Raw genomic sequence first — 24,212 nt, forward strand, 5'->3', positions numbered from 1 at the left:
GGTCAATTGCCGAGGTGAAGATCGACGGTGCCCTCGACGGGGAGGGTCTCGGTGTACGCGGGTTTTCCTGCGGTGTACTCGATGATCGCCAGTGGGCGATCCGCCGGTATGTGCAGTTCCGGGGTGAAGGTCGTCGATCCCGCCAGCAGGGGCTCGTCGGTGAGAGTGTCCAGTTGGTCGGACAGCGCCGCACCGTCGGTGCTTCCGCCTGCCTTCTCGATGGCGTCGAAGATCATCTCTCCGGCCGAGTACCCGCCCACTGCGGCGTCGGTGGCCGGTCCCGCGCCCGTGGCCTCGGTGAACGCGGTGATGAAGTCGTTGACCTTCGGGTTCGGGTCGTCCCCGTATATCGAGGCGGTGGAGGCGGTGTAGAAGTTGCTCAGGTCGGGGACTGCGTCGAGCCAGTAGGTGCCGGCCATGCCGATTCCGGAAAGGATCGGCAGATCGATGCCTGCAGCACGGAGCTGGCGTACTGCAGTGGCCCCGCCCGGGGTGTAGGAGCACAGTGCGATCGCGGTGGCCCCGGAGGATTTGATCTTGGTGATCTGCGAGGCGATCGACTGGTCGGAATTGTTGAACGAGTCTTCCTGCGTCTGCAGGCCCAGGTCAGCGGCATGATCCCGGAAACCTTGGCAGACCTCGGTGGAGTAGTCCAGTGACTTGTCGTCGAGCAGGAATGGGGTGGTCCAGCCTTTTTCCTTCGCAAGCTGCGCGAGCGTTGCCCCTTCGAGGTAGGTCGCCGGTGCCACGGTGTATGCCTGAGGACCGATTCCCTGCGCGCCGTACTTCGGGGATGCGGCACCGATGCTGACGTTGAGGATGCCCTGGTCTTGCGCTGCAATACCGGCTGGGGACCCGACATCGAAGTTTGCGCTGGTCAGCAGAATCCGTGCTCCCTGATCGATGAGCGTCTCCGCGGCCTTCTTCGCTCCTGCCGCGGTCGAGGTGGTGTCTTCCTGGATGAGCTCGATCTGTCGTCCGTCGATACCGCCGGCTGCGTTGACCTCGTCCATCGCGATCTTGAACCCGGCCATGTCCGGTTCGTCGAACGAGGTCATGAAGCCCGAGGTCGCGACGGCCGCACCGATAACGATCGGTCCGTCCTGCGACTCGCTCGATGTCGCTGCGTTGGGGTTGGTGGAACTGCCACACGCCGCGAGCATCAAGCAGGACACTGCGACGGCGGCAGCGATCGGAATACGAATCTTGTTCATGCTGTGAACTCCTCGGGCCTCGTGATTGGCAACACACCACACAACAAATGTGAAGTAAGACACTTTGTGGGTCAGCGAAAAGTACCGCTGCATTGCCCGAACCATGAGGGTGGGAAATACCACTTCTGTACCGTCAGCGGTGTGGAAAGTAAGCACAACGACCCCAATGCTGCCGAGGCGATCGCAACCTCGAATCCGACTCAGTCGATGTCGGAAGCCGTCGAGCACCGCCAGCGCCGCGAACGCGAACTGGCAAGCCTGTATGCCACCGCACGGGCTCTCACCGCGCTCGGCGATGTCGACACCGTTCTGTCGTCGATCGTGCGACATGCTCACGAACTCGTCGGCACCGACGTGACGTACCTGTCGGTGTTCGATGATCCGCACTCGCAACTGACTTTGCGTGCAGTCGAAGGGTCACTGTCGCCGGAGTTCAGGACCGCTCACGTGCCGGGCAACACCGGTGTGGGTGGGCGCGTGGTGGAAAGTCAATCGGCGTTCTGGGTCCGTAATTACCTCACGGACGACACGCTGATGCACGACGCCGGCTTCGATGCTGTACTTCGAGCCGAGGGCATCGTGGCGCTGCTGGGGGTGCCGCTCCGCGACGGAACGCGAGTGTTCGGAATTCTCTACGCCGCGGATCGAGTCGAGCGACCATTCGACATTGACGAGGTCGCGCTGCTCAGTGCTTTCGCAGACCACGCCGCGATCGCGCTGCAGAACGCCCGCCTGTACGAGGAAAGCACGCAGGCCCTCAAGGATCTACAGGACGCGTACGCCACCATCGAGCGCTCCGCCGCCGTCCACGAGGCCTTGACGCGAGTCGTACTCACCGGGGGTGGTGCGCGAGAAGTAGCGCACTTGTTGGTGGCGTCTCTCGGAGGCCGCGTCGCGATCTACGACCGGGACGATCATCTGCTGGTCACCACCGACAATGTGCGCGGCAAAGCCGATGCACCGTCCGACGGCCTGAGTGACGCACTGTCCGATAGCCGCAGAACCGGACGATGCGCGACAGTTCAAGACGGCGACGCAGCTCCGTTACCGCAGTTCCACAGTCTCGTTGCGATTCTGGCCGGTGACACCTACCTCGGCGCGGTGGTTCTCTCTCACCTGCACACCCCGAGCGCCGTCGAACAACGCACCCTCGAACGGGCGTCGCAGATCCTGGGTCTGATGACACTCAAGCAGAACGCGGTGGTCGAAGCCGAGGAACGCGTACGAGGAGAACTTCTCACAGAGGTGATTACCACGGTGCGGCCCATCCCCGCCGAACTGGCGGCCCGCGCGGCATCTCGACACGTACAGGTGGAAATGTTCACAGCACTCGTGGTTGCGGAAGGCGTTTCGCGGCGATCCCTCGATTTGACCCGACGCCTGCATACTTTTTCCGCGGAGTGGAGCGGCCTGGCGGGGGAGTACTTCGGAGTCGCGACGATGCTGATCGTCACCGATGACCTCGACGGTGCCGCAGCTGCCATTCAGCGGCGTCTGCGGGCAACGCTGCACGAACCCATCCTGGTGTGCGCGACACCGATCACCGGACTGAACGAGTCGCTGACTCGGCCGTTCACCATCGCGTCACGGTGCCTGAAAATCCTGCGCGCCAGTGGAATCGACGATCGCGGCACGACGAGCGCGCATCTTGGGCTCTATGCGACGCTGTTCGACCCCGCCCGCGCCGAGGATCTGACAACTCTTCTCGCCGACAACATCGGCGAACTGATCGACTACGACACCCGGCGCGGCACCGACCTCGTCGGCACCTTGGCGGCCTATTTCGAGAACTCCGCGAACCTCACCAAAACCTCCAAAGCGCTACACGTCCACATGAACACTCTGATCAAACGACTCGACCGGGTCAGCGCAGTGATCGGCGAACAGTGGCAACAACCCGACAACGCTCTGTCGCTACAGGTCGCAGTCCGACTGCACTCCCTGACCAGTGTCCTCGGCTCGTCGCCGGCGAACTGACGGCCCGGCGGCTTCGCGTCATACACTGGCTCGTACGCCGGTGCGGTCCGCCCCGACTAGCACGAACAGCATGGTCGCCGGGCTTTCGCTTCTGTTCTCCCATTTGTGCCGCGTTCCTCGCTGAACCACACAGGTACCGGGGAGGATCTTCTGCTCGGTGTCGTTATCGAGCCGAAGCCACATCTCGCCTTCGAGGCACAGTCCGTAGTCGACGGAGTCGGAGGTGTGAAAGCCTGGATTCTCGGGCTCGAACGCTCCCATCAGGCCGGGTAGCTGACGCTCTGCGTCAGCGTTGAGCATGTCGATATCACCGGACGGTTCCGGTACCGCGGACAACGGTGCCCACCGCACCAATAGGAAACGGGTACCACCCGACTCGGGCCAGTAAGGTACCGATCCGGCACTGTCCGGGGAGACGTGCCGACCTTCGCGGTCTGTGGCCCAGATCGGGAAGAAATCGAGTCCCGCGAGAGCCGCAGGCGCGACGGGCTCGAGAACGTCGTCCTCCGCGATCACAGACACCTTCTCCGCGTCGTGACCTGTGACGATCCGACGAATATCCACTACAGCCTCATTCTCTCGATGGGTGTCGATACTCACTACTGAAACTTGTGACGCACGACATACCGATCACTCTAAGCAGGTGCGCCGCCAGTTGTGCATAGCAACTTTATCTACCAAATCCGGTTGAAGGGTGTATGAGTTCATTAAGAGAGCAGTTGCATTCAGTTGCCTAGAAATGCATGTGACCGTTTGAGCACGCGGGTGACGTCGGTCAGAAATTGCCGATATGGAGTCAGTTATCACTACCGAGTACGTCCCGACAGTGGTAATAAATACCCTCACGCAGCGGAGTCTCGCACAATATCGTGACGTACACCACGCAGTGACGACCGTTGGTAGCGACGTCACATGCGAGCACATCTACCGGCCGAATCCTGTGGATGCTTCCGCCCGCGAGAGGACCTCGAATGACCACCCCGATTCCGTTGGACGCGATCGAGCGTTTGTACAAGTCAGCCACCCAGAAGGTGTGGTTCCGACTCATCCCGGTGCTGATGTTCGCCTACGTGTTGAATTTCCTCGATCGAACGAACATCGCCCTGGCCAAGACGCGACTCGATGCCGACCTGGGAATCTCTGCCGCGGCGTTCGGCTTCGGCGCGGGCCTGTTCTTCATCGCCTATTGCGTTCTCGAGATACCCAGCAATCTGATGTTGCACAAATTTGGTGCGCGTCGATGGATCAGCCGCATCGTCATCTCCTGGGGTCTCATCTCGACCCTGACGCTTTTCGTACAAGGAGAAACCAGCTTTTACATCATGAGGTTCCTGCTCGGTGTCGCCGAAGCCGGCTTCTACCCCGGAATGCTTTTCTACTTCACGCTGTGGTTCGCAGCCCGAGACCGCGCCGTCGCTGTCGGAATGCTTCTCGTCGCCCCACAGATTGCCACCGTGTTCGGCAGCCCTCTCGGTGGTGCGATCATGACCCTCGATGGCGCGCTGGGTCTCTACGGCTGGCAGTGGCTGCTTCTGCTCGAAGGAATCCCCACTATTCTGTTCGGGTTCTTCCTGTGGTTCTACCTGCCCAACGGCCCCAAGGACGCTCGCTGGCTCACCGAAGACGAAAAGGAAGCACTCCTCGCCAAGACCACCGTCGTCGGTGAAGAAAAACACTCTGTCCGACAGGCGCTCGGATCGGTGTTCTCCAGTGGTGTGCTGCTTTCGATCGCTGTCATCTATTTCGTCACCCAACTCTGCGTGTACGGCATCACTTTTTTCATGCCGAGCATTGTCGAGGCCTCCGGAGTGTCGGGAACTCTCGCCATCGGTGCCATCTCCGGACTTCCTGCGGTCGGTGCGTTGATCGGTGTTCTGATCTACCCCAGACTCTTTCGTCAGTACGGCAACCCAATCCGCTTCGTCGCAGTGGCCATGGTCGGCGCGGCTATCTCGACCTTCGTCGCCGCAAATTCCGGTCACGTGGTGAGTCTGATCGCGCTCGCAGTCATGCAGTTCTTCGTCACCGGTACGGCCCCGGTCCTCTGGTCGGTAGCCATGAGCCGAATAAGCGGTGTTCAGTCGGCTGCAGGCTTGGCCATGATCAACTCCATCGGGCTTCTCGGTGGATTCTTCGGGCCGAATCTGTTCGGCATCGCCGAGTCCCGGACAGGCGATCCTGCCTCCGCGATAGCACTCCTGACAATCGCAACCATCGTGGCGCTCGCTATCGTTGTTGTCCTGCGCCAATTACTCCGGAGAACCCCACCGGTGACCACAGTGGCCGCCGTTGTCGCAGAAACGTCGAATACCGACACCACGACAGCCACCAACTAGTCATGTCTTCACTTTGGCTCTGCATCGAAAAGACTCGGAGCAGGGCCGAAGTGCTGTTTCGTACGGGCCAGCTCGTCGAAAGTCGGAGGAGAACAACAGGTGTCAGGATGTGTTCGTGTTGGTGGTCTTCAGGTTGCCAAGGTGCTGTACGACTTCGTGCAGAACGAAGCACTTCCGGGCACCGGCGTAGATCCCGAGAAGTTCTGGAGTGGTGCCGAATCGGTCATCACCGATCTGGCTCCGAAGAACAAGACTCTCGTCGGAGTGCGCGATGAAATCCAGGGCAAGGTCGACGCCTGGCACGGTGAGCACGCCGGACCGGATTACGACAAGGCCGAGTACAAGGCGTTCTAGCGACGTGATCTTCCAGGGCACCAGCCAGCCCAACGGGTACACCGAACCGATCCTGCACCGCCGCCGCCGCGAGTACAAAGCAGCCAAGAACTGACACTGCTTCGGTTTCTCGATAAAGCCGACTTTCGAGGCAGTTCAGCGGCCTTTCTTGATGGACTCGAAGACCTTGGGGTCGACGAGGGTGGAGACGTCGCCGAGTTCGCGTCCTTCGGCGACGTCGCGGAGCAGGCGTCGCATGATCCTGCCGGAGCGAGTCTTCGGAAGCTCGGGGACGATGGAGATCTCGTGCGGACGTGCGATCGGCGAGATCTCGGTTGAGACCTGGGCTTTGAGTTCCTTGATCCTGACAGAAGTAGCGCTCCCGTCCATTCACCGACTTTTTCTCTGCTGGTGCAGACGCGCTGGGATGGGGGACGCGCTGGGATGGGGAGTGCGACGAACGCTGCGATCAATGCTGCGACGGAAACGATGACTGAGAAAGTAGGCGGCGGGTACGCCGCTGAATTGAACAAGCAGTCTCGCGATGGGGTAACCGATTCCGATGCCGACGGTGGAGGCCACCGAGAGCATCGCAGTGGTCCCGGGGGCGCGGTCGCATAGATGCTGACGGGCGGTGGCCATCATCAAAGCGGTCAGCTCGAGCTTACTGCCTGCTGAGCCGGCCAAGCTTTTTTGCGAGGACCGCTGCGGCGTCTTTCAGGTAAGGAAGAAAGTTGACTGCAGAGACTTCCTTGCATGTGGGAGTCAGTAACGACAGCGCAAGGTTCACTTCCATCCGGGGGACATTGACGAGCACCGACAACGAAGTCTGTCCCGGTCGAAGCTCTCCGGCTGCAATGGAGAAACCTTTATCCCGAGCTTCGTCGACCATGGTCCGAAGTTTCTCCGAATCGTAAACTGGCGTCGGGGTACCAGTGTAAGAATTGCAACTTACCCGCGCCGCGCACGTTTCGTCCAGCTCTTTGAATGCCCCCGATAGCTGCGGTTCAGCGAGCCCCGACAGCAATATTCTCCCTGCACTGCTGGGCGGTAGCGGTACCTCCTCTCCCGGCTGTACCAGGTAGATGGATGGAGTGGAACCCCATGCCCTATCTACGCAAACGATCTTGCTCTGATGAAGAGTCGTCAGCGCAACAGCCTGATGAAGGCCTTGCGCCAGAGCAGAGACTAGAGGGCGGGATTCCTGCCGGATCGAGCGCTCCCAATCACTGACGGATCCAAGCATCCACATCTTAGGTCCTACGCGATACCGTCCGTCCGCTGTTTTATCGAGACCGCCCCAAGACACCAGGTCTTTCAGGTACCTGTGTGCGGTGGGCCGAGGCAAGCCTGTGAGTTCACTGACTGCAGATAAGGTCAACGAGTCCGTCGACCGTAAAAATAGATCGAGGATCGCGAATGTTCTTGCTGTTCCAGATGTCTCGGTCATGCTTCGTCTCCCACCACTTCTATACATCCGGGCATGCGCAGTTCATGCGAGCCCTGTTGTGTAGACAGTGAACACGAAACATTGATCGTTTGCACGCGGATCTGCACTCGAACTGTTATGCCACCCCGGAGTTCTGGGGGGCAGCGACTCGTTCAAACGTCGTCGAGTTCGGTGGATCTCGACATGATCATGCTGCCCAAGTCGAGCGTCCAAATTCTTCAGGCTTCGCTGACGTGACGTGACGTGACGTGACGGACCGCTGCGTCAAATCAACTACGCAGGGGTCCTGCTGCTTGGAACGGATAGGTAGGACTGGAGATGCGCTTTCAGCGCGGGAATGACTTCTTGTGAGTACAGCTCGAGATTACGCAGCGATGCTGCGAAATCCATGTCCCCGAAATAGATCATCGGTTCCAAGTAGTTGAACATTCCGGACGAGAACTGAATCAGAAGTTGCTCGATGACCGAATCAACCGTTCCGACTACTGCATTGCCCGATTTGAGGCCGAACACCGGGTCTGCGAAGTTGTCGACCCGGTGATCGTCGTTTTCGTGCCACCGAAGGACGACATGTTCTCGGAACCGAGTCTGATGGCGCATGAACAGTGCATTGGCTTCCTCCTCGGTCCCCGCGATAACGAGTGTCGGATTGATACCGACCCTGGGCACAGTGTCTGACGATGCATTGAGTGCGAGTTCGGTGTCCCGTGATTTCCATGCCGACCAATATGTTTCGGCACCTTTGAGAAATTCGCCGTCGTTCCAACGTCCGACGAAATTGACTGCATTGCTTCCCGCCCATTCAGCGGTCGCAATGTTACTCGACGCGTACCACAGTGGAGGATAGGGACGCTGCCGGGGCAGCATAGGCAGCTCGACGTCGATGTCTCGAAGGTGGGGGCCACGATGGTTGAAGCGGCCTGTGGTGAACGCAGTGGTGATCGCAGCGAGAGTCTCGACGTAGACCGGCAGTGATATATCCGGATCGACACCCAGATACTTGAGTTCATACGGCGACACCCCCCGTCCGACTCCGAAGTCGAGGCGACCATGAGATAGCTGGTCGATCACGGCGAGCTCCTCTGCAAGCCGGACGGGATCGTAGGCGGGAAGCACATACACCAGCGCCCCTATCCGCATCCGCGTAGTTCTCTGCGTCAGCGCCGAGAGGAATATGTTCGGCGACGGACAAACCGACAAGGGCGTGCCGTGGTGTTCGGTGACGTGATAGCGGTCGATACCCAAACGTTCCGCCTCTACCGCAAGTTTCAGGCGATCGTCGAGCACAGCCTCTGGGGTGCCGGTACCCAGATCGAACGAGTCGAAGATTCCGAATTCGATGTCCATGTAAATCCTTTCGTGTGGCCTTGAATAGTCCTGTTCAGCTGCGGTCGACACAACGCGAGTTTCAGTGGGCGAAATTCAGGCGTTACAGCGGAGCGTATTGAGGTAGACAACAACCCTGCGACGTGTGAACGCGGCCGGATACGGCGCGCAACACGAAACCCGTTCCGGCGAGGAGCTGAAACCAGTTGGGTCGCAGTCGAAAGCCGCATCTCGACGCTTGACAATCCAATACGAACAGAAATCGGGGAATCCCCACATGGCTGACACCATTACCAAGATCGATCCGAAGCGGTCCTTCCGAACCGCCATGAGCAACTATGCGACCGGCGTTGCGCTGATCACCGCTGGCGGTCCTGGCCAGGACTGCGGGTTCGCGGTGAACTCGCTGACGTCGGTGTCACTCTCGCCGACGATGTTGCTGTTCTGTCCCGCGCGATCGAGCTCGTCGTGGGCCACCATTGCGAGCATAGGCAGTTTCTGCGTGTCGCTGTTGGCCGCTGACCAAGAACGTGTTGCCCGAACGTTCTCTGCTCGATGCGACGATCGATTCGCCTGTTCTACGTGGACGAGAACTCCGATGGGGCACCCGGCACTTGCGGATGGTCTGGCCTGGATCGAATGCTCAGTGCGTTCCGTTCATATCGCTGGCGATCACGATGTAGTCATCGCCGAGGCCACTGCATGGCATTGCGATCTCGGAGATTCGGATCCACTCATCTTTTTTGCCGGGCAGTACAGACAGATACACGCCGATCAACGTTAGACAACGAAAATGCAGGTGATGGAGCTCGTCAAGTGCCGGCATAGCCGCGTGTTGAGTGGTCTGAGCTGGAGACGCTCGACGAGTGGGTATGGACACGAGCCGCGCAGCCGGCATGGCATTTGACACCCATTGCCTCGCTCCTCGCGGTCTCTACGGCGAAGTACTCGCTGCGTCCGACTGTCCCACATCGGGCAAGTCGCCAGAATGCGACGCACTGTGAAAGAACGAAGGCTAAGGAGTCCTTCGAGTTCGCCTATCTCGAAGAAGACCTCGACATGATGCTTCCCTTCCCACAATGATAAGCGGAATGGATGCCCGCGCATCGAGGCATCGAGAACAAGATCCGCTACGTCCGCGATGTCACGTTCGGCGGCGACGCATCACGTGTCCGTACCGGGTCCGGAACGGGCGACTTGCGGAACTCGCGACCGGGCTCCTACGTGCCCATGATCACACCAGCATCGCTGACGCTACCCGGCACCTCGGACGACAACCCTATCGTCCGATAGATCTACTTCTTACCAGCGGAAAGGCAGACTTCACCATGACCTCGGGGGTATGTCCTGGTCTGATTCGCAACTTCGCAGACCTAAATCTCCGTGCAGTCAGCGATCGCGGTGCCACAATGGAGACGGATCAGGGACGTCCGAACCGCAGCTCGGATGAGGAGGTGCTTGTATGAGCGAACCGGACGGTCCCACAGACTCAGGCTCGAGGACCGCCAAGAAGTCCTTCGAGAACGAAACCATCCACGCTGCCCTCGCCGAGGTTGCTGTCCGCGGGGCACTGTTACGGGAATGCATTCCGATGTTTGAACAATATCGCGATGAGTCCATCGAGACGGCAATTGATGCTGGAGCTACCTGGACGCAACTCGCGAAAGCCCTCGGTGTGACACCTCAAGCGGTACACAAGAGATTTGGCGCTCGTGGGGCAACGACTTTGAAATCGAAGCCATTGTCGCGCCTCATCGACCGGTCCAGTGGCGCACACCCTCACGGTATCTCACACTTGGTAATGGTGCGTCTGGGCAGGCTTGCTGAACTGACAAATCGAGCTACAGACAATGGCATTGGCGTTCCGTACGGCCTCAGGCGTACAGAATTGCGCATCCTTCGTGTTCTCGACTCTCAATCCGAATCGCAGGGAGTTGCCGAGCTAGGAAGGCTGTGTGGCGTAGATAAGGCCAGCGTCAGCCGCGCTGTGCACCAATTGCTCACCCGTGGTTTGATCGATCGAACTGTGGACTCGGCCGAAAGCGCTGCACACTTCTGCCTGTCGCCGGCCGGTACTCGTCTCACTGGAGAGATGGCACCCCTCGCGCTCGCCCGCCAAGAGATCGTACTGGGACCTCTGCCGGCCGCAGGAGTCAACGCGATCCTCGACGTACTCAGCTCGAATCTGGAGAAGCTGCTCGACTCCACAATCCCTGATGGACTGTGATGTAAATCACTTTGTGAACTTTTGTTGTGAACGACATCACATTCCATCGCTCGGCCTGGAGGCACGCGGGCGCTGTATCAACCTGGGTTGAAACCGCACCTCGATGGCTCTGCAGCGGCGCTCCAGCTGATTGACGCAGGGCCTGAGCGTGCGGTCCCATCATTCGACCCCTTCATTTTCGGGCTACGCCTAAGGAGCACGCCATGGTTTCCGCCGAGACCCGTACGCATAACGGCACCGACACCGCATCGTCCTCTTCCGACCATCGTCAGGGTTTCGCATCAATGGAAGACGAAGTTCGCGTGGACAGCATTCCGGTGCACGGTGATATTCCCGAGTGGTTGACCGGTCGACTGATTCGGGTAACCCCCGCACTGCTCGATTACCAGAGTAAATCGGGGGTCAAGACCATGGGGCACTGGTTCGACGGGCTTTCGATGTTGAACTGCTTCAGCTTCCAAGGCGGACGCGTGTCGTACGCCAGCAAATTCTTGGAGACGAACGTGTACAAGCGCACACGTCAAGACAAAGAACTGCATCGCTCAATGTCGATGGGTACGGATCCCTGTCGGACGCTGGGTAAGCGGATCATGTCTTTGTTCGTCGAAAACGACAATAGTGATAATCCAAACATCAACGTCACTCGGATGGGCGAGCGTTACTTCGCCTTGACGGAAACTCCGATTCCAATGGAATTCGATCCGGAAACATTAGGAACCCTCGGGCCCATGAAGTTCGAGGAGGACGTCAGTGGACAATACGGTCCGATCTCTCATGCACATTACGATCGTGAATCGGGAGACATGATCGCTACCCTTACTCAGGTAGGGCTCAAATCGACGTACAATATCCACAAATGGGGTCCGAACAGTACGAAGCGAGAGCTGATTGCCTCGGTGCCCACCGGCGGCACCGCAAGCTACATGCACAGCTTTGCCGTCACGGAAAACTACGTAGTTCTCACCGCGCAACCTCTGAGTATGAACCTTGCCAAGTTCATACGTACAGGTAAAGGCGTCGAATCGCTTTCGTGGGATTCAGGCGGCGTCACTGATTTCATCGTCGTCAACCGACACGACGGAGAGCTGATCGGCCGATTCGAAGCTGAACCGTTCTTCTTCTTCCATCATTGCAACGCGTACGAGAGTGGAAGCGAGATACACGTCGACGTAGTAGCAATGAATGATCCTGCATCGATATGGTCGTTGCAGATCGACAAGCTTCGAGACCCCCACCACAACCCCCGCTTCCATGGAGAACTGCGTCGATACACAGTTTCGCTCGACAAACCAAACGTAACGGTGAAATCCCTCTCCGCGTCCCTTTGCGAGTTTCCTCGGATCAATTACGCGCACTGTAACGGACTGGAGTACAGCTACGCCTTCGCGACCGCATACGAAACGCCGAACAGTAAATGGTTCGACCAGCTGGTGAAAATTGACGTCACCTCCGGGAATGACAAGGTTTGGTCCGAGGCAGCATGCTTCCCAGGGGAGCCCGTCTACGTTGCTCGCCCAGGTGCGACAGCAGAAGACGACGGTGTAATTCTCTCAGTTGTATTGGACACACGCATCGAAACGTCGTATCTGCTGGTACTCGACGCACACACATTCACCGAGATCGCGCGCGCGCAAGCACCGCACCATATCGGATTCAACTTCCACGGCGATTACTTCGCCTGACGGTCCAGGAGCTGCACGATGGTCACATTCCCTTCCGTACCTGTAGGTCGCGAACTACACGCGCCGAATCGTTTCGAGATGTTTCTCGAAGACGTCGAAGTCGCCGGAGAGATTCCGCCCGAAATCAATGGTGTCTTCTACCAAGTTGGACCGGACCGAAAGTATCCGCCCCGCTGCCCCGAACCGGTACCTTTTAACGGCGACGGCGTCGTACAGGCCCTTCGGTTCGATCACGGACGAGTGGACTTCTCACGAAAGTACGTGCAGACTCCGCGCCTGAACCGTGAACGAGAGGCGGGCGAAGCGTTGTACGGCGGCTATCGCCTGCCTCATCAGGACTCCGAAACGGTCAAGAACACCAATCGTGGCGTCGCCAACACCAACGTGTTGATCCACAACGGGAGGCTCCTCGCGTTGAAGGAGGATAGTCCCCCTATCGCTATGGACCCGATAACACTGGAAACCCTCGGAGAATGGGACTTCGGAGGCGATCTCGACAGCCCTACCTTCACTGCGCACCCCAAGAAGGACCCAGAAACAGGTCAGATGATTGCCTTCGGCTTCGGTGCGAAAGGCCTGATGACCAAAGACATCGCCTACTACGAGATCAGCCCCGAAGGGAAGATCACCCACGAAGTCAAGTTCGAGGCACCCTACTACAGCGAAATGCACGACTTCGGCGTCACCCGGGACTACGCAGTATTCCCGATCTTCCCACTCATCGGAGACATGCACGAAATGCTCTCTGGCCAGCAGCATTTTGGCTGGGACCCGAAGCGAGACGTCTACATCGGAGTTCTCCCACGTGGCGGAAGCGCAGAAGATCTACGCTGGTTCACCGCACCCAACCAGTTCGCCTCGCATGTCATGAACGCCTTCAACGATGGCACGAGGGTCAGCATCGACCTGCCGGTTGCAAACGACGTGGTCTTCCCTTTCTTTCCCCCCTACGACGGCACGCCCATAGACCCGGCTGCGGCCCAGGCCAAGCTGACCCGATGGACTGTGGACATGAGCAAGAAGAGCGACCGACTCTCGGATGTGAAGGTTCTGAGTAACTTCCAAGGCGCAGAGTTCCCTCGTACCGACGACCGAGTTCAGATGTCCGAATATCGGCACGGATGGATGCTCAAGCTCGACGGTCCCGTACGAAACAAGTTCGCGCACGTCGACCTTGACCGCGGAACGACGACTGAATGGGAAGCAGAGGACCCGAGAACCATCTTGCAGGAACCGTGCTTCATACCCCAATCGTCGAGCGCCGAGGAAGGGGAAGGGTTCCTCATTCAGGCGGCGACAGTCTCGGAAAGCCGCACCGACATTTTGCTATTCGATGCGCAGGACATTTCCCGCGGGCCTCTGGCAACCTTGAAGATACCGGTTCGGCTCAAGCCGCTCTACCACACGAGTTGGTCCGATGTGGCCGAGATTGTGCCCCCCGCAGATCCTGCGACTGCCATCGCCTCGTCCGAAACCGCTACCGACGCCGGCCCGAGGAGATGACATGCTCGACCAGGAACTCTTCGACTATGCCTCCTACATGGAGGCGTTCAACTCTGGAGACGACGATGTTCTCGTCGACCGATTCTTCACCGACGACGTCCTTTTCGCCGGGTCCAGCATGACTCTCCACGGTCGCGAGGAAGTCCGGGCGTTTTTGCATCGGACGCACGACGGAATCCTGGAAACGATGCGTCCTCAAAAACTCGTGGTGACGGCGGGTCAGGTCGCCGCTGAAATCGATATGGATTTCCAAGCCGTCACCGACTCGCCCGGGTTCGTTTTCGGGGCACTCCGAGCGGACGAATCTCTGACAGTGAAGTTCTTCAATTTCTACGAGATCCGCGGGAAAAAAATAGCAGCACTCCGCGCTGCCGTTTGGGCACCTGGCCGCGGAGTGAGTGAACGACCCACGTCCCTCAGCCTGGATTCATCCGGTAAACGAGCGTTTTTCGCCTATACAGCGGCATTCAACAACGGAGAAATCGGACTGTTCACGCAGTTCTACGCCGAGAACGTGGAACTTGTCCTACCGTCGGTCACATTGCGCGGAAAGGCAGAGGTGGCGGCCTTCTACGAGAAGATGTTCGCCCAAGTGACCGAGCGATTGATCCTACACAGCGTGGACGTCGAGGGATCTGGATTCTCGGTCGATCTGACCAGCACATTCACTGCCCACACTGATGCTCCCGACCTTCCGATCGGACCGCTCACCGAAGGCCAGTCCTACGAAGGTAGATACGTCGTCTTCTACCAACTGAGCGCGGGCAAGATCACCAAGGTCGACGCAGTTCGCACGGAGCCGCTACGGGGGCCGTTCAGTGCGGAATGACGCTGCCTCAGCACAATCGAGATTCAAGGAGCTCTGAATGTTGATCACGTACGATCGGTTGTCGATCGGTGGGGAGTGGGTGGCCCCGTCCACCGAGGCCCGAATCAAGGTGACCAACGCCAGCACGGGCGCTCAAATAGGATCGGTCCCCGAGGCGTCGGAACCTGACATCGACGCGGCTGTGTCGGCGGCGCGCATGGCCTTCGACAACAACAGCGGGTGGTCGACATGGGCACCTACACAACGCGCTTTGGCGCTTCGAAGCCTCGCCGACCAGCTGGAACAGCGCGCCGAAAACATGGCGCATCGAGTCAGCAGCCAAAATGGAATGCCCATTTCGATATCCAGACATCTTGAGGGCATGCACCCGGTGAGCGTCTTGCGTTATTACGCCGATCTTGCTGAGCGGATGCCTGTCGAGGAAGACCGTGACGGAATCAACGGGCCCGTGGTGGTACGAAGGCAGCCGGTGGGCGTTGTCGCTGCTATCGCGCCATGGAACTTTCCTCAGACTCTGGCGGCTTTCAAGTACGCGCCGGCTCTGGCGGCTGGTTGCACTCTCGTGATCAAGCCGTCGCCCGAAACAGTCCTGGACTCCGCGCTGTTCGCAGAAGCCGTTCACGCCTCAGATATTCCGGCTGGTGTCGTCAACGTCGTTCCAGGCGGGCGTGAGGCCGGCGCCTACCTTGTCGGCCACCGTGACGTCGACAAAGTCGCGTTCACCGGTTCGACCGCAGCGGGTCGTTCGATCGGAGAGGTTTGTGGCCGATTGCTACGACCGGTGACGTTGGAGTTGGGTGGGAAATCTGCCGCTATCGTCCTGGATGACGCCGATCTGAACTTGGAACGGATCGGTCAGGAACTCTTCGCGGCGACCCTGTTCAACAACGGGCAGACATGCTTTCTAGGGACGCGAATTCTCGCACCTCGCTCGCGCTACGCCGAAGTTGTCGATGCCATCGCGACTCTCGCATCCTCTTTGCGCGTCGGTGACGCGCTCGACCCCGAGACACAGATCGGACCTATGGTCTCTCGATCGCACCGGGACCGCGTCGAACGGTACATCGCAAAGGGCAAGGAGGAGGGGGCCCGGTTGGTGGTTGGCGGCGGTCGTCCGCGCGGGGATGGACCTGGTTGGTTCGTCGAACCGACAGTGTTCGCGGACGTAGACAACCGGTCCACTATCGCACAGGAAGAAATATTCGGTCCCGTCCTGTCGATAGTCTCGTACACGGACGACGATGATGCGATCTGGATCGCGAACGACTCCGACTACGGATTGGGAGGGTCGGTATGGACTAACGACCCCAAACGCGGTCGTGCAGTTGCGAATCGAGTGCAAACTGGAACCATCGGCATCAATCACTATCGACCCGACTTAGCCGCACCTTTCGGCGGTTTCAAGAACAGTGGAGTCGGCCGAGAACTCGGTCCTGAAGGGCTCGCCGCGTACCAGCAACTGCAAACGATCTTCTGTTGAACGCGCGCCCGCTGCGGAAGGACACATCTGGACTCGGTCCGGTCGAGGAGTCGGCGCTAAGACCGGACGCAGAAGACGCAGAGCAGCTGAGTGTCGCCCAGATTGCAATCTTCGTAATCGCGAACCTCTTCGCGTGGACCGCCATCCTGACCCCGATGGCGATCACTCTTGCCCTCAAGATCCGCGAGATGAATCCAGACGGCGCAGGAACCGCTCTCAGTATCGTGGCGGCTGTGGGTGCCGCCGTGGCCATCTTCGCGAACCCAATCTTCGGTCGACTCTCGGACCGGACTCGATCAAAATTCGGTAGGCGCAGACCGTGGATGGTCGTCGGAATTGTTGGAGGTGCTGTCGGCCTGACGGTAGTCACTCTCGCTGACGAATTCGTCATGGTCGTGGTGGGCTGGACCATAGCCCAGTCCGGCATGCAAGCGCTGCTGGCGGCAGTGACGGCGCTACTTCCAGACAAGATACCTGCTCGCCAGCGTGGCAGGGTCGGCGGCCTCATCGGTATGGGACAAAGCGCCGCCACCACGGTTGGGTCAGGGTTGATCGCGCTCAACCCTGAATCACCCGCGTGGGGATTTCTCGCCCCGATGGTTCTTGCCGGAATCGCGGTCGCTGCTCTCTGCGCCGTCTTGCCCGACAGGAAGCAACCGAGCGACAACGTGCCGAAGCTGTCGGTCAGGGAGTTGGCATCCAGCTTCTGGACCAGCCCGAGACGATATCCGGACTTCGGGTGGATGTGGATCAGCCGGCTAGCAGTTTTCATGGGCGTAACTTTCCTGCTGACATACCAAGCCTATTTTCTCTTGGCTCGGGTCGGAATAGATCCGACGAATATCGCGACGGTAATGTTCGCTGTGTTGCTCTTGGAAAACGCAATGAGCATAGGCAGCAACCTGTTTGCCGGCTGGTTGTCGGATCGCCTTCAGATCCGTAAACCATTCGTGACCGTTGCTGCGCTCGTGGCTGCGACAGGGATGGTCGTCGCCGGACTTGCGCACTCTCTGACCGCGTTCTTCCTCGGAGTCGCGATATACGGTCTCGGTAAAGGTACGTATGTCGCGGTCGACCTCGCGCTTGCATCGGAGCTCCTGCCTCAGGGCGATGAAGATGCAGGCAAGAATATGGGACTGTTCACCGTCGCCAGCCTCGCTCCAAGCCTCCTCGCTCCCGCACTGGCCACGGTCCTGCTCGCAACCGGCGATCCCGGACAAGTGCCCGGTGCGCCGGAAGGAAATTTCCAGATCATCTTTTTCGCTGCAGCGGTCTTCATGGTCGTAGGCGCGATCGCGATCAGGCCAATCAAAGGAACCCGATGACAACGCCCAGCGATGTGTCGAAAGCGTCCAACCCGAAACCACATTCGCACGATGACGCTGACGCACGATTCGCTCCCACCGAACAACATTGTACGGTCGCTGGCTACTCCACCAGATTCTTGACTGCAGGGTCTCGTCACTCGGTACCGGTGGTGTTACTCCACGACGGTGCATGGGGAGGGTGCAGTTCGGTGACGTGGGGTCCGTCAATTCCTACACTGGCGCGAACGCACTACGTGATCGCACCTGACATGCTCGGTTTCGGAGGGACCGACAAAACGGTGTTCTTCGACCGCAATCCCTATGATTTTCGGATCGAGCATCTGATCCAGTTCCTCGACGCAGTCGGGATCGAGGAGCCAGTGCACGTAATAGGCAACTCGTTCGGCGGATCGGTGGCGCTGCGGATGCTGGCGACGTACGCAACATCTCAACGTATTCGGTCGGTGGTCAGTGTGGCCGGTACCGGCGGTCCGTGGCGCACGCCGCTCGCGATGAGTAATTTGGGCCACTGGGATGGAACCGAGAAAGACCTCCAACGCATCGTCGCGCTGTTGGTAGGGACCGGCCCAGCCGCCGAGCGGCACCTTGGCGACCGCCTGCGTTGGGCCAGTGAACCAGGCCACTACCGCGCTCTTGCATCACCAGGATTGGAAATACCAGCGCCACTTCAGCAACCCCGGCCGGCGGACCTCTGGCCGGTGCACCTCTCCGGGTGTATGACCCCAGTCTTACTGGTGGCCGGAACGGACGACTTACTTCTCGATCCTGGATGGACCGAACATCTAGAGCGCGTGCTCGAAAATTGCACCACGGAGTGGATGGACTGCCTCCACTCGCCCAACATCAGTCACCCCAAGGATCTCTCGGCTGTCATAACGTCGTTCCTCACCGGTATCGATCACCACGATCACCCGACAGCCGCCCGGAATGCTTTCCCAACCGAACCCAAGAATCGCGCAGACCCTTCACAGACAAGGACCTGAACATGATCACCCAAGACGACGTGGTGAACATTCCACTTCACATTGCAGGCGTTGCTTCTGAGCCGACCGGCCATCGCTACACCGTCAAAGTCCGCCGCCTCACCGGGCGACCAATCTCGCGGGTTGCTGCTGCGAGCTCGGAGGACGCGCGGCGAGCTGTCGACGCAGCTGCCGCGGCTGCCCCCGGTTGGTCCGCCACAGCGCCCGCTGAGAGACGCAAAGTTCTGGAGAACGCGGCCGATCTGCTCGAATACCGCCGTGACGCAATAGCATCGATGATGGGTAAGGAGATGGGTGCTGCTTCAGCGTGGTGCCACTTCAACGTCAACCTCGCCGCGAGAATGCTCCGTGAGGCCGCAGCACAGGTGTATTCGACTGTCGGACAGATAATTCCGTCGGATGTACCTGGCCTGACCGCTCTAGCAGTGCGCGAACCGGTCGGAGTAGTTGTAGGCATCGCACCCTGGAACGCTCCGATCATCCTCGGCGTTCGCGCGATCGCGATGCCGCTGGCCTATGGCAACACTGTCGTTCTCAAAGCATCGGAGGAGACACCCGCGACCCACGCAGCGATCATCGATTGTCTGATCGACGCCGGCATTCCGGCCGGTGCCGCGAACCTGGTGACAAATGCCCCCGAGGATGCCGCGGACATTGTCGAAGCACTCATCGCTCATCCCGAAGTTCGATGCGTGAACTTCACCGGATCGACCAAAGTTGGCCGCGTTATTGCCGAAACGGCAGGTAAGCATCTTACGCGAACGGTACTCGAACTGGGAGGAAAGGCCCCGTTCATCGTCCTGGCCGACGCCGACCTCGAAGCGGCCGCGGCTGCTGCTTCGTTCGGAGCATTCATGAACCAGGGGCAGATCTGCATGTCCACAGAGCGTCTGATTGTCGACTCCTCGATCTCGGCCGAATTCACCGATCTACTCGTTCGGCGGGCCCAAGCGTTGGTCGTCGGTGATCCAGAAGACCCCTCCACTCAGCTCGGGCCTATCGTGCACGAGAGTGCGGTAGCAACCGTCCAAAGGCTCGTCGACGATGCGGTCGATCACGGAGCAACTGTGGTTGCCGGTGGGTGTCCGGACGGCCTCTACTATCCTCCGACTGTCCTGACCGGCGTCACCTCAGCCGCTCGGATCTACTCGGAAGAATCTTTCGGGCCAATTGCTCCGATCATTGAGATCGATGGCGTCGAAGAGGCCATCGCCGCGGCCAACGACTCAGACTACGGACTGGCTGCAGCGCTCTTCACTCGCGATGTCGGCAAGGCGCTCGAGACAGCCTCTCGAATTCGCTCGGGCATCTGCCACATCAACGGCGCAACGGTACATGACGAAGCCCAAATGCCCTTCGGCGGTCTCAAAGCCAGCGGTTTCGGGCGATTCGGCTCTCAAGCGGCCCTCGAAGAATTTACCGAGCTCCGCTGGATCACGATTTCCTCTAAGGACCGTCACTATCCGATATGACAATCAGCATGTTGTTCGAATGAAGCGCCACGTTTCAATCGAAGTGAGCTGATCTGTCGTCGCTTCCCAGTCCACATCGACCCGTGGTCACAGACAGCTCGTCCGGACAGGCGGTCGTCCGCCGCGCCAGCGCTGAACCGAAACACCCACAGAAAGACCTGCCGCAACATGAAGCTTTCCAACAACTTCCCTCGGATCGCCATCGTCGGAGGAGGAATCGGCGGACTGGCTGCTGCCGCCTTTCTCCACCGCGTGGGCCTGACAGCAACGGTGTACGAACAGGCCAAGCATCTGGGCGAGGTAGGAGCGGGTCTGGTTGTCTCCCCGAACTCCGCTCGAATGCTGCGGCGGCTAGGAGTCTTCGACATCTTTCTCGACAGCGCTGTCCCACTCGACATCGGTTGGGAATTCCGTCGATGGGAGGACGGGCGTGTGCTCTCGGCGGAAAACATGGCAGACCGCTGTGCCAAGTTGTACGGCGAGCGGTCGTATGTGACCCACCGAGCCGACCTTCTTCAAACTTTACGAAACGCCATACCCGACCACATGATTCGGTTGTCCTCTCGACTGATCGATGTCGAAGAACGAGGTGACGCGCTGCGATTGCGATTCCAGGACGGTTCCTTCGAGAAGGCAGACATCGTAGTCGGTGCAGATGGAATTCACTCCACCATCCGCGGACTGATTGCCACACCGACCCCGGCTGAATACTCGGGACTGTGCGCATTTCGCGCCCTCGTTCCGGCTCAGGAGGCTCCGATGTTCACCCGGCGGCCGGTGCAAACGCTATGGATCGGGCCAGGACGCCATCTTGTGCACTACCCTGTTTCCGCCGGCTCGATGATAAACATTATCGCCGTCGCACCCGCAGCGGGCATGTTCGATGAAGACTGGAATGCGACCTCGACTGTCGACGAATTCTTGGCAGAATTCGACGGTTGGGATCCACGTTTGATCGACCTGATCTCCTCGGTCAGAAATCCTGGCCGATGGGCATTGCTGGATCGAGCCCCACTCGATCGGTGGACGACCAAGCGGATGACTCTCCTAGGTGATGCCGCACACCCGATGTTTCCATTTCTCGCGCAAGGCTCGGCCCAAGCTATCGAAGATGCGGCCGCCTTGGCTCACTGTCTGGTCGGCAATCTCTCGGATCCGGAGCAAGCCCTGTTCCACTACGAGAATATCCGCCGCCCTCGCACCACCAGGATTCAAGAACTGAGCCGTTCACGTAAAGACACGAACCACCTTCCCGACGGTCACGATCAGCAGCTTCGCGACTTGCGACTCGAAACCGCAGACCCCCTCCTGCAAAACGCATGGCTCTATGGATACGACGCCGAACTCGATGAAAACCTGGTAGTCCGCTGATGCCTGCATTCGTGTACACAAGCCAGCCGCAACGAGTTCTGTTCGGATGGGGTTACGCCCAACAGCATCTTGCAGAAGAATTCATTCGACTCGACGCCAAGTCGATTATGATAGTCGCCAGCGGACGCGACATGGTTCGCTCGCGGCAGCTCACGCCCGGTCCCGAAATAAGACTGCGGTGGGACGACATCGCCCCGCACGTACCCCGCCAGAACGTCACCACGGCAACGGCCGCCGCGATAGAACACGAAATTGACCTGATAGTGAGTATCGGCGGAGGATCGAGCACCGGCTTGGCCAAAGCAATCGCGCTCGAAACCTGCACAACGATAATTGCGGTGCCGACAACCTACGCCGGATCTGAAGCCACACCGATGTGGGGAATCACTGACAGCGAGCGCAAGAGCACCGGGACGGACATCAACGTACTGCCCGCCACCATTGTCTACGATCCAAAGTTGACGTTGTCGCTTCCGGTCGACACGTCAATGGTGTCCGGTCTCAACGCTCTAGCCCACTGCGTCGATTCGATGTGGTCGCCAAATGTCAACCCGATTGCTGATGCTCTGGCGGCTGAGGGGATACATCTGTTGAACCAAGCACTGCCTGACATCAAACAGAGTCTCGGAAAGTCACGGTCAGGTAGGGAGAGCGCAATGCTCGGTTCTTACCTGTCCGCCACGGCCTTCTCCTCGGCCGGTTCCGGTCTACATCACAAGATCTGTCATCTGCTGGGAGGTACCTATGGACTTCCCCACGCCAGTACCCACGCGGTGGTATTACCCTACGTGTTGGCGTTGCTCGGTCCTGCTGTGCCTGAGGCCGAAACGCGTATCGCAGCGGCGTTAAAAGCCGCGTCGGCGCTGGAGGGTCTTGAATCGCTGAGATCCGAAATCGGTGCGCCTCGCAATCTACGCGAAATCGGGTTCTCCAAGTCCGACATAGAGCGCGCTGCTAACGAAATCGCTTGCCTCATTCCCGCCGTGACGCCACGCCCAGTTTCCGTGTCTGACCTGACAACACTTCTATCGCACGCCTGGTCAGGCAAACCTCCGACCGCAAAGGCATTTTTGCAGTGACCGAATCAAATCAAGAATACTCAGACGGCCACGAACAGCAACGCCGCGAATCGCAATTGACCCAGACGGCACTATCTAGTTTCAATAATGCCCAAAATTCACGACTCAAACTCTTGATGACTAGGCTAACTCGACACTTACACGAGTTCGTGCGCGAGGTCCGGCTGACTGAAAAAGAGTGGCGTGTCGCTATCGAATTCCTTACCGAGGTCGGCCATGCTACCGATTCCGATCGACAAGAATTCATCCTACTCTCCGATGTCCTCGGAGTATCCATGCAAACTGTCATGGTGAACAACGAAGCCCATAGTAGTGCCACCGAAGCAACTGTTTTCGGTCCATTCTATGTTGAAAACTCCCCGCTCGTAGAACTTGGTGGTGACATCTCCGGCGGTGCACCAGGGAGACCTTGCTGGATAGAGGGTCGAATCACGTCGACGGACGGCTCGCCTGTTCCAGGCGCACGAATCGAAGTGTGGGAAGCCGACGAGAACGGACTGTACGACGTGCAGTATCCCGACCGACGTGTAGCAGGTCGCGCACATCTGCTCGCGGATGATGAAGGCAGGTATAGTTTTTGGGGCTTGACTCCTACTCCGTATCCGATCCCGTGCGACGGACCGGTAGGGCAGTTACTCGAAGCAACGCGTCGCTCTCCCATGCGGGCGAGTCATTTGCACTTCATGGTGACCGCCCCAGGAAAAAGAACGCTGGCAACTCACATTTTCGTGCAGGGCGACAAATATCTGGAGACGGATAGCGTTTTCGGTGTGCGTAAATCCCTCATTGTCGATTTTATCGAAATGCCGAACAACTCAATTCCCCCTGGTGGTCGGGAAACGATAGCGTCCGGATGGACTTCCGCACGGTTCGATATCGTCCTATCAACAAGCGCCTCACAGGTGACATAGCATATATATGCGTACGTAAGCTGAAGAGCGCTGAGTTCGCTCCTTTGCGACCGCCGTATGCCAAACCGGGCCGGTAAGCCGCACTTGTTGATCACCTCCATTACCTGAACGCTCGCGGGCATATCCCACATACAAAAAACATCGTCAAGTTGGCACGTTGTGCCGTCCGGCAGACGAAACCTCCACGCCGACCATGTCAGATAAGACATCTTTACGCGGCCGGACGCGCGCTGCTGGTTACGAGTTCGACGCGGCATGGATTTCGCACCTGCCACATACATCGCGTGCGCCCACCGGACCTGGCTGGCGCGCCCCACAACTCCTGCCGGGGCGGTTTGGTCTACGCCGCAGCGATCACCGCGAAATGCGGGGCGGCGAATACGCCTCGTCGTCAAACGCAACCTCACGGTGCTGCTCGATTAGATCTGCTGTCGTAGATTCGGCGGGGCTGTAGCCGATCCCGAGAACCGGTGCCCGCCACTTTGGCCGGTCCAGGTCGTCGGGCCGTAGCACCGAATCCATCACCTGGATCGCCTTCGTGGAACCTGACCTTTCCTCGCCGGTATGGTTCGACAGGCTCGATCGGAACGATCGTTGATGCCTTCGGACTGTCAGTGGCTACGCTGACTGCGGAAGGCGGAGTACCAGTAGCAACGGACGTAGAGAGCACGCCAGGGTAAGGAAGTTCACATAGATTGAGGAACTGCCGCC

The 24,212-nt window shown here is 59.0% G+C and carries 19 protein-coding genes and 2 pseudogenes; 16 read left to right on the top strand and 5 right to left on the bottom strand.

Translation table 11 applies throughout. The features are described 5' to 3' along the window. Nucleotides 1–2 precede the first annotated feature (2 nt). A complete protein-coding gene (locus tag CH275_RS10205; protein ID WP_179276085.1) occupies nucleotides 3–1,214 on the bottom strand; it encodes an ABC transporter substrate-binding protein in 1,212 nt (403 codons plus the stop codon). 141 nt (nucleotides 1,215–1,355) lie between these two features. On the opposite strand from CH275_RS10205, the gene CH275_RS10210 reads away from it, so the two are divergent. Beyond that, on the top strand, nucleotides 1,356–3,191 hold the full coding sequence (locus tag CH275_RS10210; protein ID WP_218828773.1) for a helix-turn-helix domain-containing protein: 1,836 nt from the start codon (nucleotides 1,356–1,358) through the stop codon (nucleotides 3,189–3,191). 18 nt (nucleotides 3,192–3,209) lie between these two features. On the opposite strand, the gene CH275_RS10215 is transcribed toward CH275_RS10210, so the two are convergent. Continuing rightward, the gene (locus CH275_RS10215; protein ID WP_094677714.1) at nucleotides 3,210–3,755 is read right to left on the bottom strand and encodes a cupin domain-containing protein; all 546 of its coding nucleotides are present in this window, start codon (nucleotides 3,753–3,755) and stop codon (nucleotides 3,210–3,212) included. Between the two features lie 407 nt (nucleotides 3,756–4,162). Here CH275_RS10215 and CH275_RS10220 point away from each other — a divergent pair, with 407 nt between their 5' ends. Further along, nucleotides 4,163–5,527 (top strand): MFS transporter, encoded by a 1,365-nt coding sequence (locus CH275_RS10220; RefSeq protein WP_179276086.1) that lies wholly within the window; start codon nucleotides 4,163–4,165, stop codon nucleotides 5,525–5,527. A gap of 99 nt (nucleotides 5,528–5,626) precedes the next feature. Further along, a pseudogene (locus CH275_RS10225) lies at nucleotides 5,627–5,878 on the top strand (malate synthase G); the annotation flags it as partial. A 138-nt stretch (nucleotides 5,879–6,016) separates the two neighbouring features. Here the strand turns inward: CH275_RS10225 and CH275_RS10230 are convergent. The 3 genes and pseudogenes from CH275_RS10230 to CH275_RS10240 form a co-directional block, all read right to left on the bottom strand. After that, a pseudogene (locus CH275_RS10230) lies at nucleotides 6,017–6,223 on the bottom strand (AMP-binding enzyme); the annotation flags it as partial. Between the two features lie 301 nt (nucleotides 6,224–6,524). Next, on the bottom strand, nucleotides 6,525–7,337 hold the full coding sequence (locus CH275_RS10235; RefSeq protein ID WP_094677718.1) for an IclR family transcriptional regulator: 813 nt from the start codon (nucleotides 7,335–7,337) through the stop codon (nucleotides 6,525–6,527). Between the two features lie 246 nt (nucleotides 7,338–7,583). Further along, nucleotides 7,584–8,708, bottom strand: coding sequence for an LLM class flavin-dependent oxidoreductase (locus tag CH275_RS10240; RefSeq protein WP_143546745.1), 1,125 nt, complete (start codon nucleotides 8,706–8,708; stop codon nucleotides 7,584–7,586). A gap of 256 nt (nucleotides 8,709–8,964) precedes the next feature. Here CH275_RS10240 and CH275_RS30375 point away from each other — a divergent pair, with 256 nt between their 5' ends. The 13 genes from CH275_RS30375 to CH275_RS10305 all read left to right on the top strand — a co-directional run bounded on the left by CH275_RS30375 (nucleotide 8,965) and on the right by CH275_RS10305 (nucleotide 23,501). Further along, a complete protein-coding gene (locus CH275_RS30375; protein WP_373453697.1) occupies nucleotides 8,965–9,420 on the top strand; it encodes a flavin reductase family protein in 456 nt (151 codons plus the stop codon). A 311-nt stretch (nucleotides 9,421–9,731) separates the two neighbouring features. Further along, the gene (locus CH275_RS10250) at nucleotides 9,732–9,929 is read left to right on the top strand and encodes a hypothetical protein (RefSeq protein ID WP_094677724.1); all 198 of its coding nucleotides are present in this window, start codon (nucleotides 9,732–9,734) and stop codon (nucleotides 9,927–9,929) included. Between the two features lie 169 nt (nucleotides 9,930–10,098). Beyond that, the gene (locus CH275_RS10255; RefSeq protein WP_094677726.1) at nucleotides 10,099–10,863 is read left to right on the top strand and encodes a MarR family winged helix-turn-helix transcriptional regulator; all 765 of its coding nucleotides are present in this window, start codon (nucleotides 10,099–10,101) and stop codon (nucleotides 10,861–10,863) included. A gap of 203 nt (nucleotides 10,864–11,066) precedes the next feature. After that, nucleotides 11,067–12,545, top strand: a complete 1,479-nt coding sequence (locus CH275_RS10260; RefSeq protein WP_094677728.1) for a carotenoid oxygenase family protein — start codon at nucleotides 11,067–11,069, stop codon at nucleotides 12,543–12,545. An 18-nt stretch (nucleotides 12,546–12,563) separates the two neighbouring features. Further along, the gene (locus CH275_RS10265) at nucleotides 12,564–14,048 is read left to right on the top strand and encodes a carotenoid oxygenase family protein (protein ID WP_094677730.1); all 1,485 of its coding nucleotides are present in this window, start codon (nucleotides 12,564–12,566) and stop codon (nucleotides 14,046–14,048) included. Between the two features lies 1 nt (nucleotide 14,049). Beyond that, the gene (locus CH275_RS10270; RefSeq protein ID WP_179276090.1) at nucleotides 14,050–14,877 is read left to right on the top strand and encodes a nuclear transport factor 2 family protein; all 828 of its coding nucleotides are present in this window, start codon (nucleotides 14,050–14,052) and stop codon (nucleotides 14,875–14,877) included. Between the two features lie 37 nt (nucleotides 14,878–14,914). Next, complete coding sequence (locus CH275_RS10275) at nucleotides 14,915–16,357, top strand: aldehyde dehydrogenase (RefSeq protein WP_094677734.1); 1,443 nt, start codon at nucleotides 14,915–14,917, stop codon at nucleotides 16,355–16,357. Then, a complete protein-coding gene (locus CH275_RS10280) occupies nucleotides 16,354–17,682 on the top strand; it encodes an MFS transporter (RefSeq protein WP_179276091.1) in 1,329 nt (442 codons plus the stop codon). Before CH275_RS10275 ends, CH275_RS10280 begins: the two co-directional genes overlap by 4 nt. Continuing rightward, nucleotides 17,679–18,668: an alpha/beta fold hydrolase gene (locus CH275_RS10285; RefSeq protein ID WP_094677738.1), complete on the top strand. Its 990-nt coding sequence runs from the start codon at nucleotides 17,679–17,681 to the stop codon at nucleotides 18,666–18,668. Before CH275_RS10280 ends, CH275_RS10285 begins: the two co-directional genes overlap by 4 nt. Nucleotides 18,669–18,670: 2 nt before the next feature. Further along, entirely contained in the window at nucleotides 18,671–20,140 is a 1,470-nt protein-coding gene (locus CH275_RS10290) for an aldehyde dehydrogenase (protein ID WP_094677740.1), read from the top strand. A 168-nt stretch (nucleotides 20,141–20,308) separates the two neighbouring features. Then, the gene (locus CH275_RS10295) at nucleotides 20,309–21,511 is read left to right on the top strand and encodes an FAD-dependent monooxygenase (RefSeq protein ID WP_094677742.1); all 1,203 of its coding nucleotides are present in this window, start codon (nucleotides 20,309–20,311) and stop codon (nucleotides 21,509–21,511) included. Then, nucleotides 21,511–22,590 carry a maleylacetate reductase gene (locus CH275_RS10300; protein WP_094677744.1) on the top strand — a complete coding sequence of 360 codons (1,080 nt, stop codon included), beginning with the start codon at nucleotides 21,511–21,513 and terminating at the stop codon, nucleotides 22,588–22,590. The genes CH275_RS10295 and CH275_RS10300 overlap by 1 nt, the downstream gene beginning before the upstream one ends. Next, nucleotides 22,587–23,501 (top strand): dioxygenase family protein, encoded by a 915-nt coding sequence (locus CH275_RS10305; protein ID WP_256990960.1) that lies wholly within the window; start codon nucleotides 22,587–22,589, stop codon nucleotides 23,499–23,501. Before CH275_RS10300 ends, CH275_RS10305 begins: the two co-directional genes overlap by 4 nt. The last annotated feature ends 711 nt before the right edge of the window (nucleotides 23,502–24,212 follow it).

This window comes from Rhodococcus sp. 06-235-1A, assembly GCF_002258785.1.
Lineage (GTDB): Bacteria > Actinomycetota > Actinomycetes > Mycobacteriales > Mycobacteriaceae > Rhodococcoides.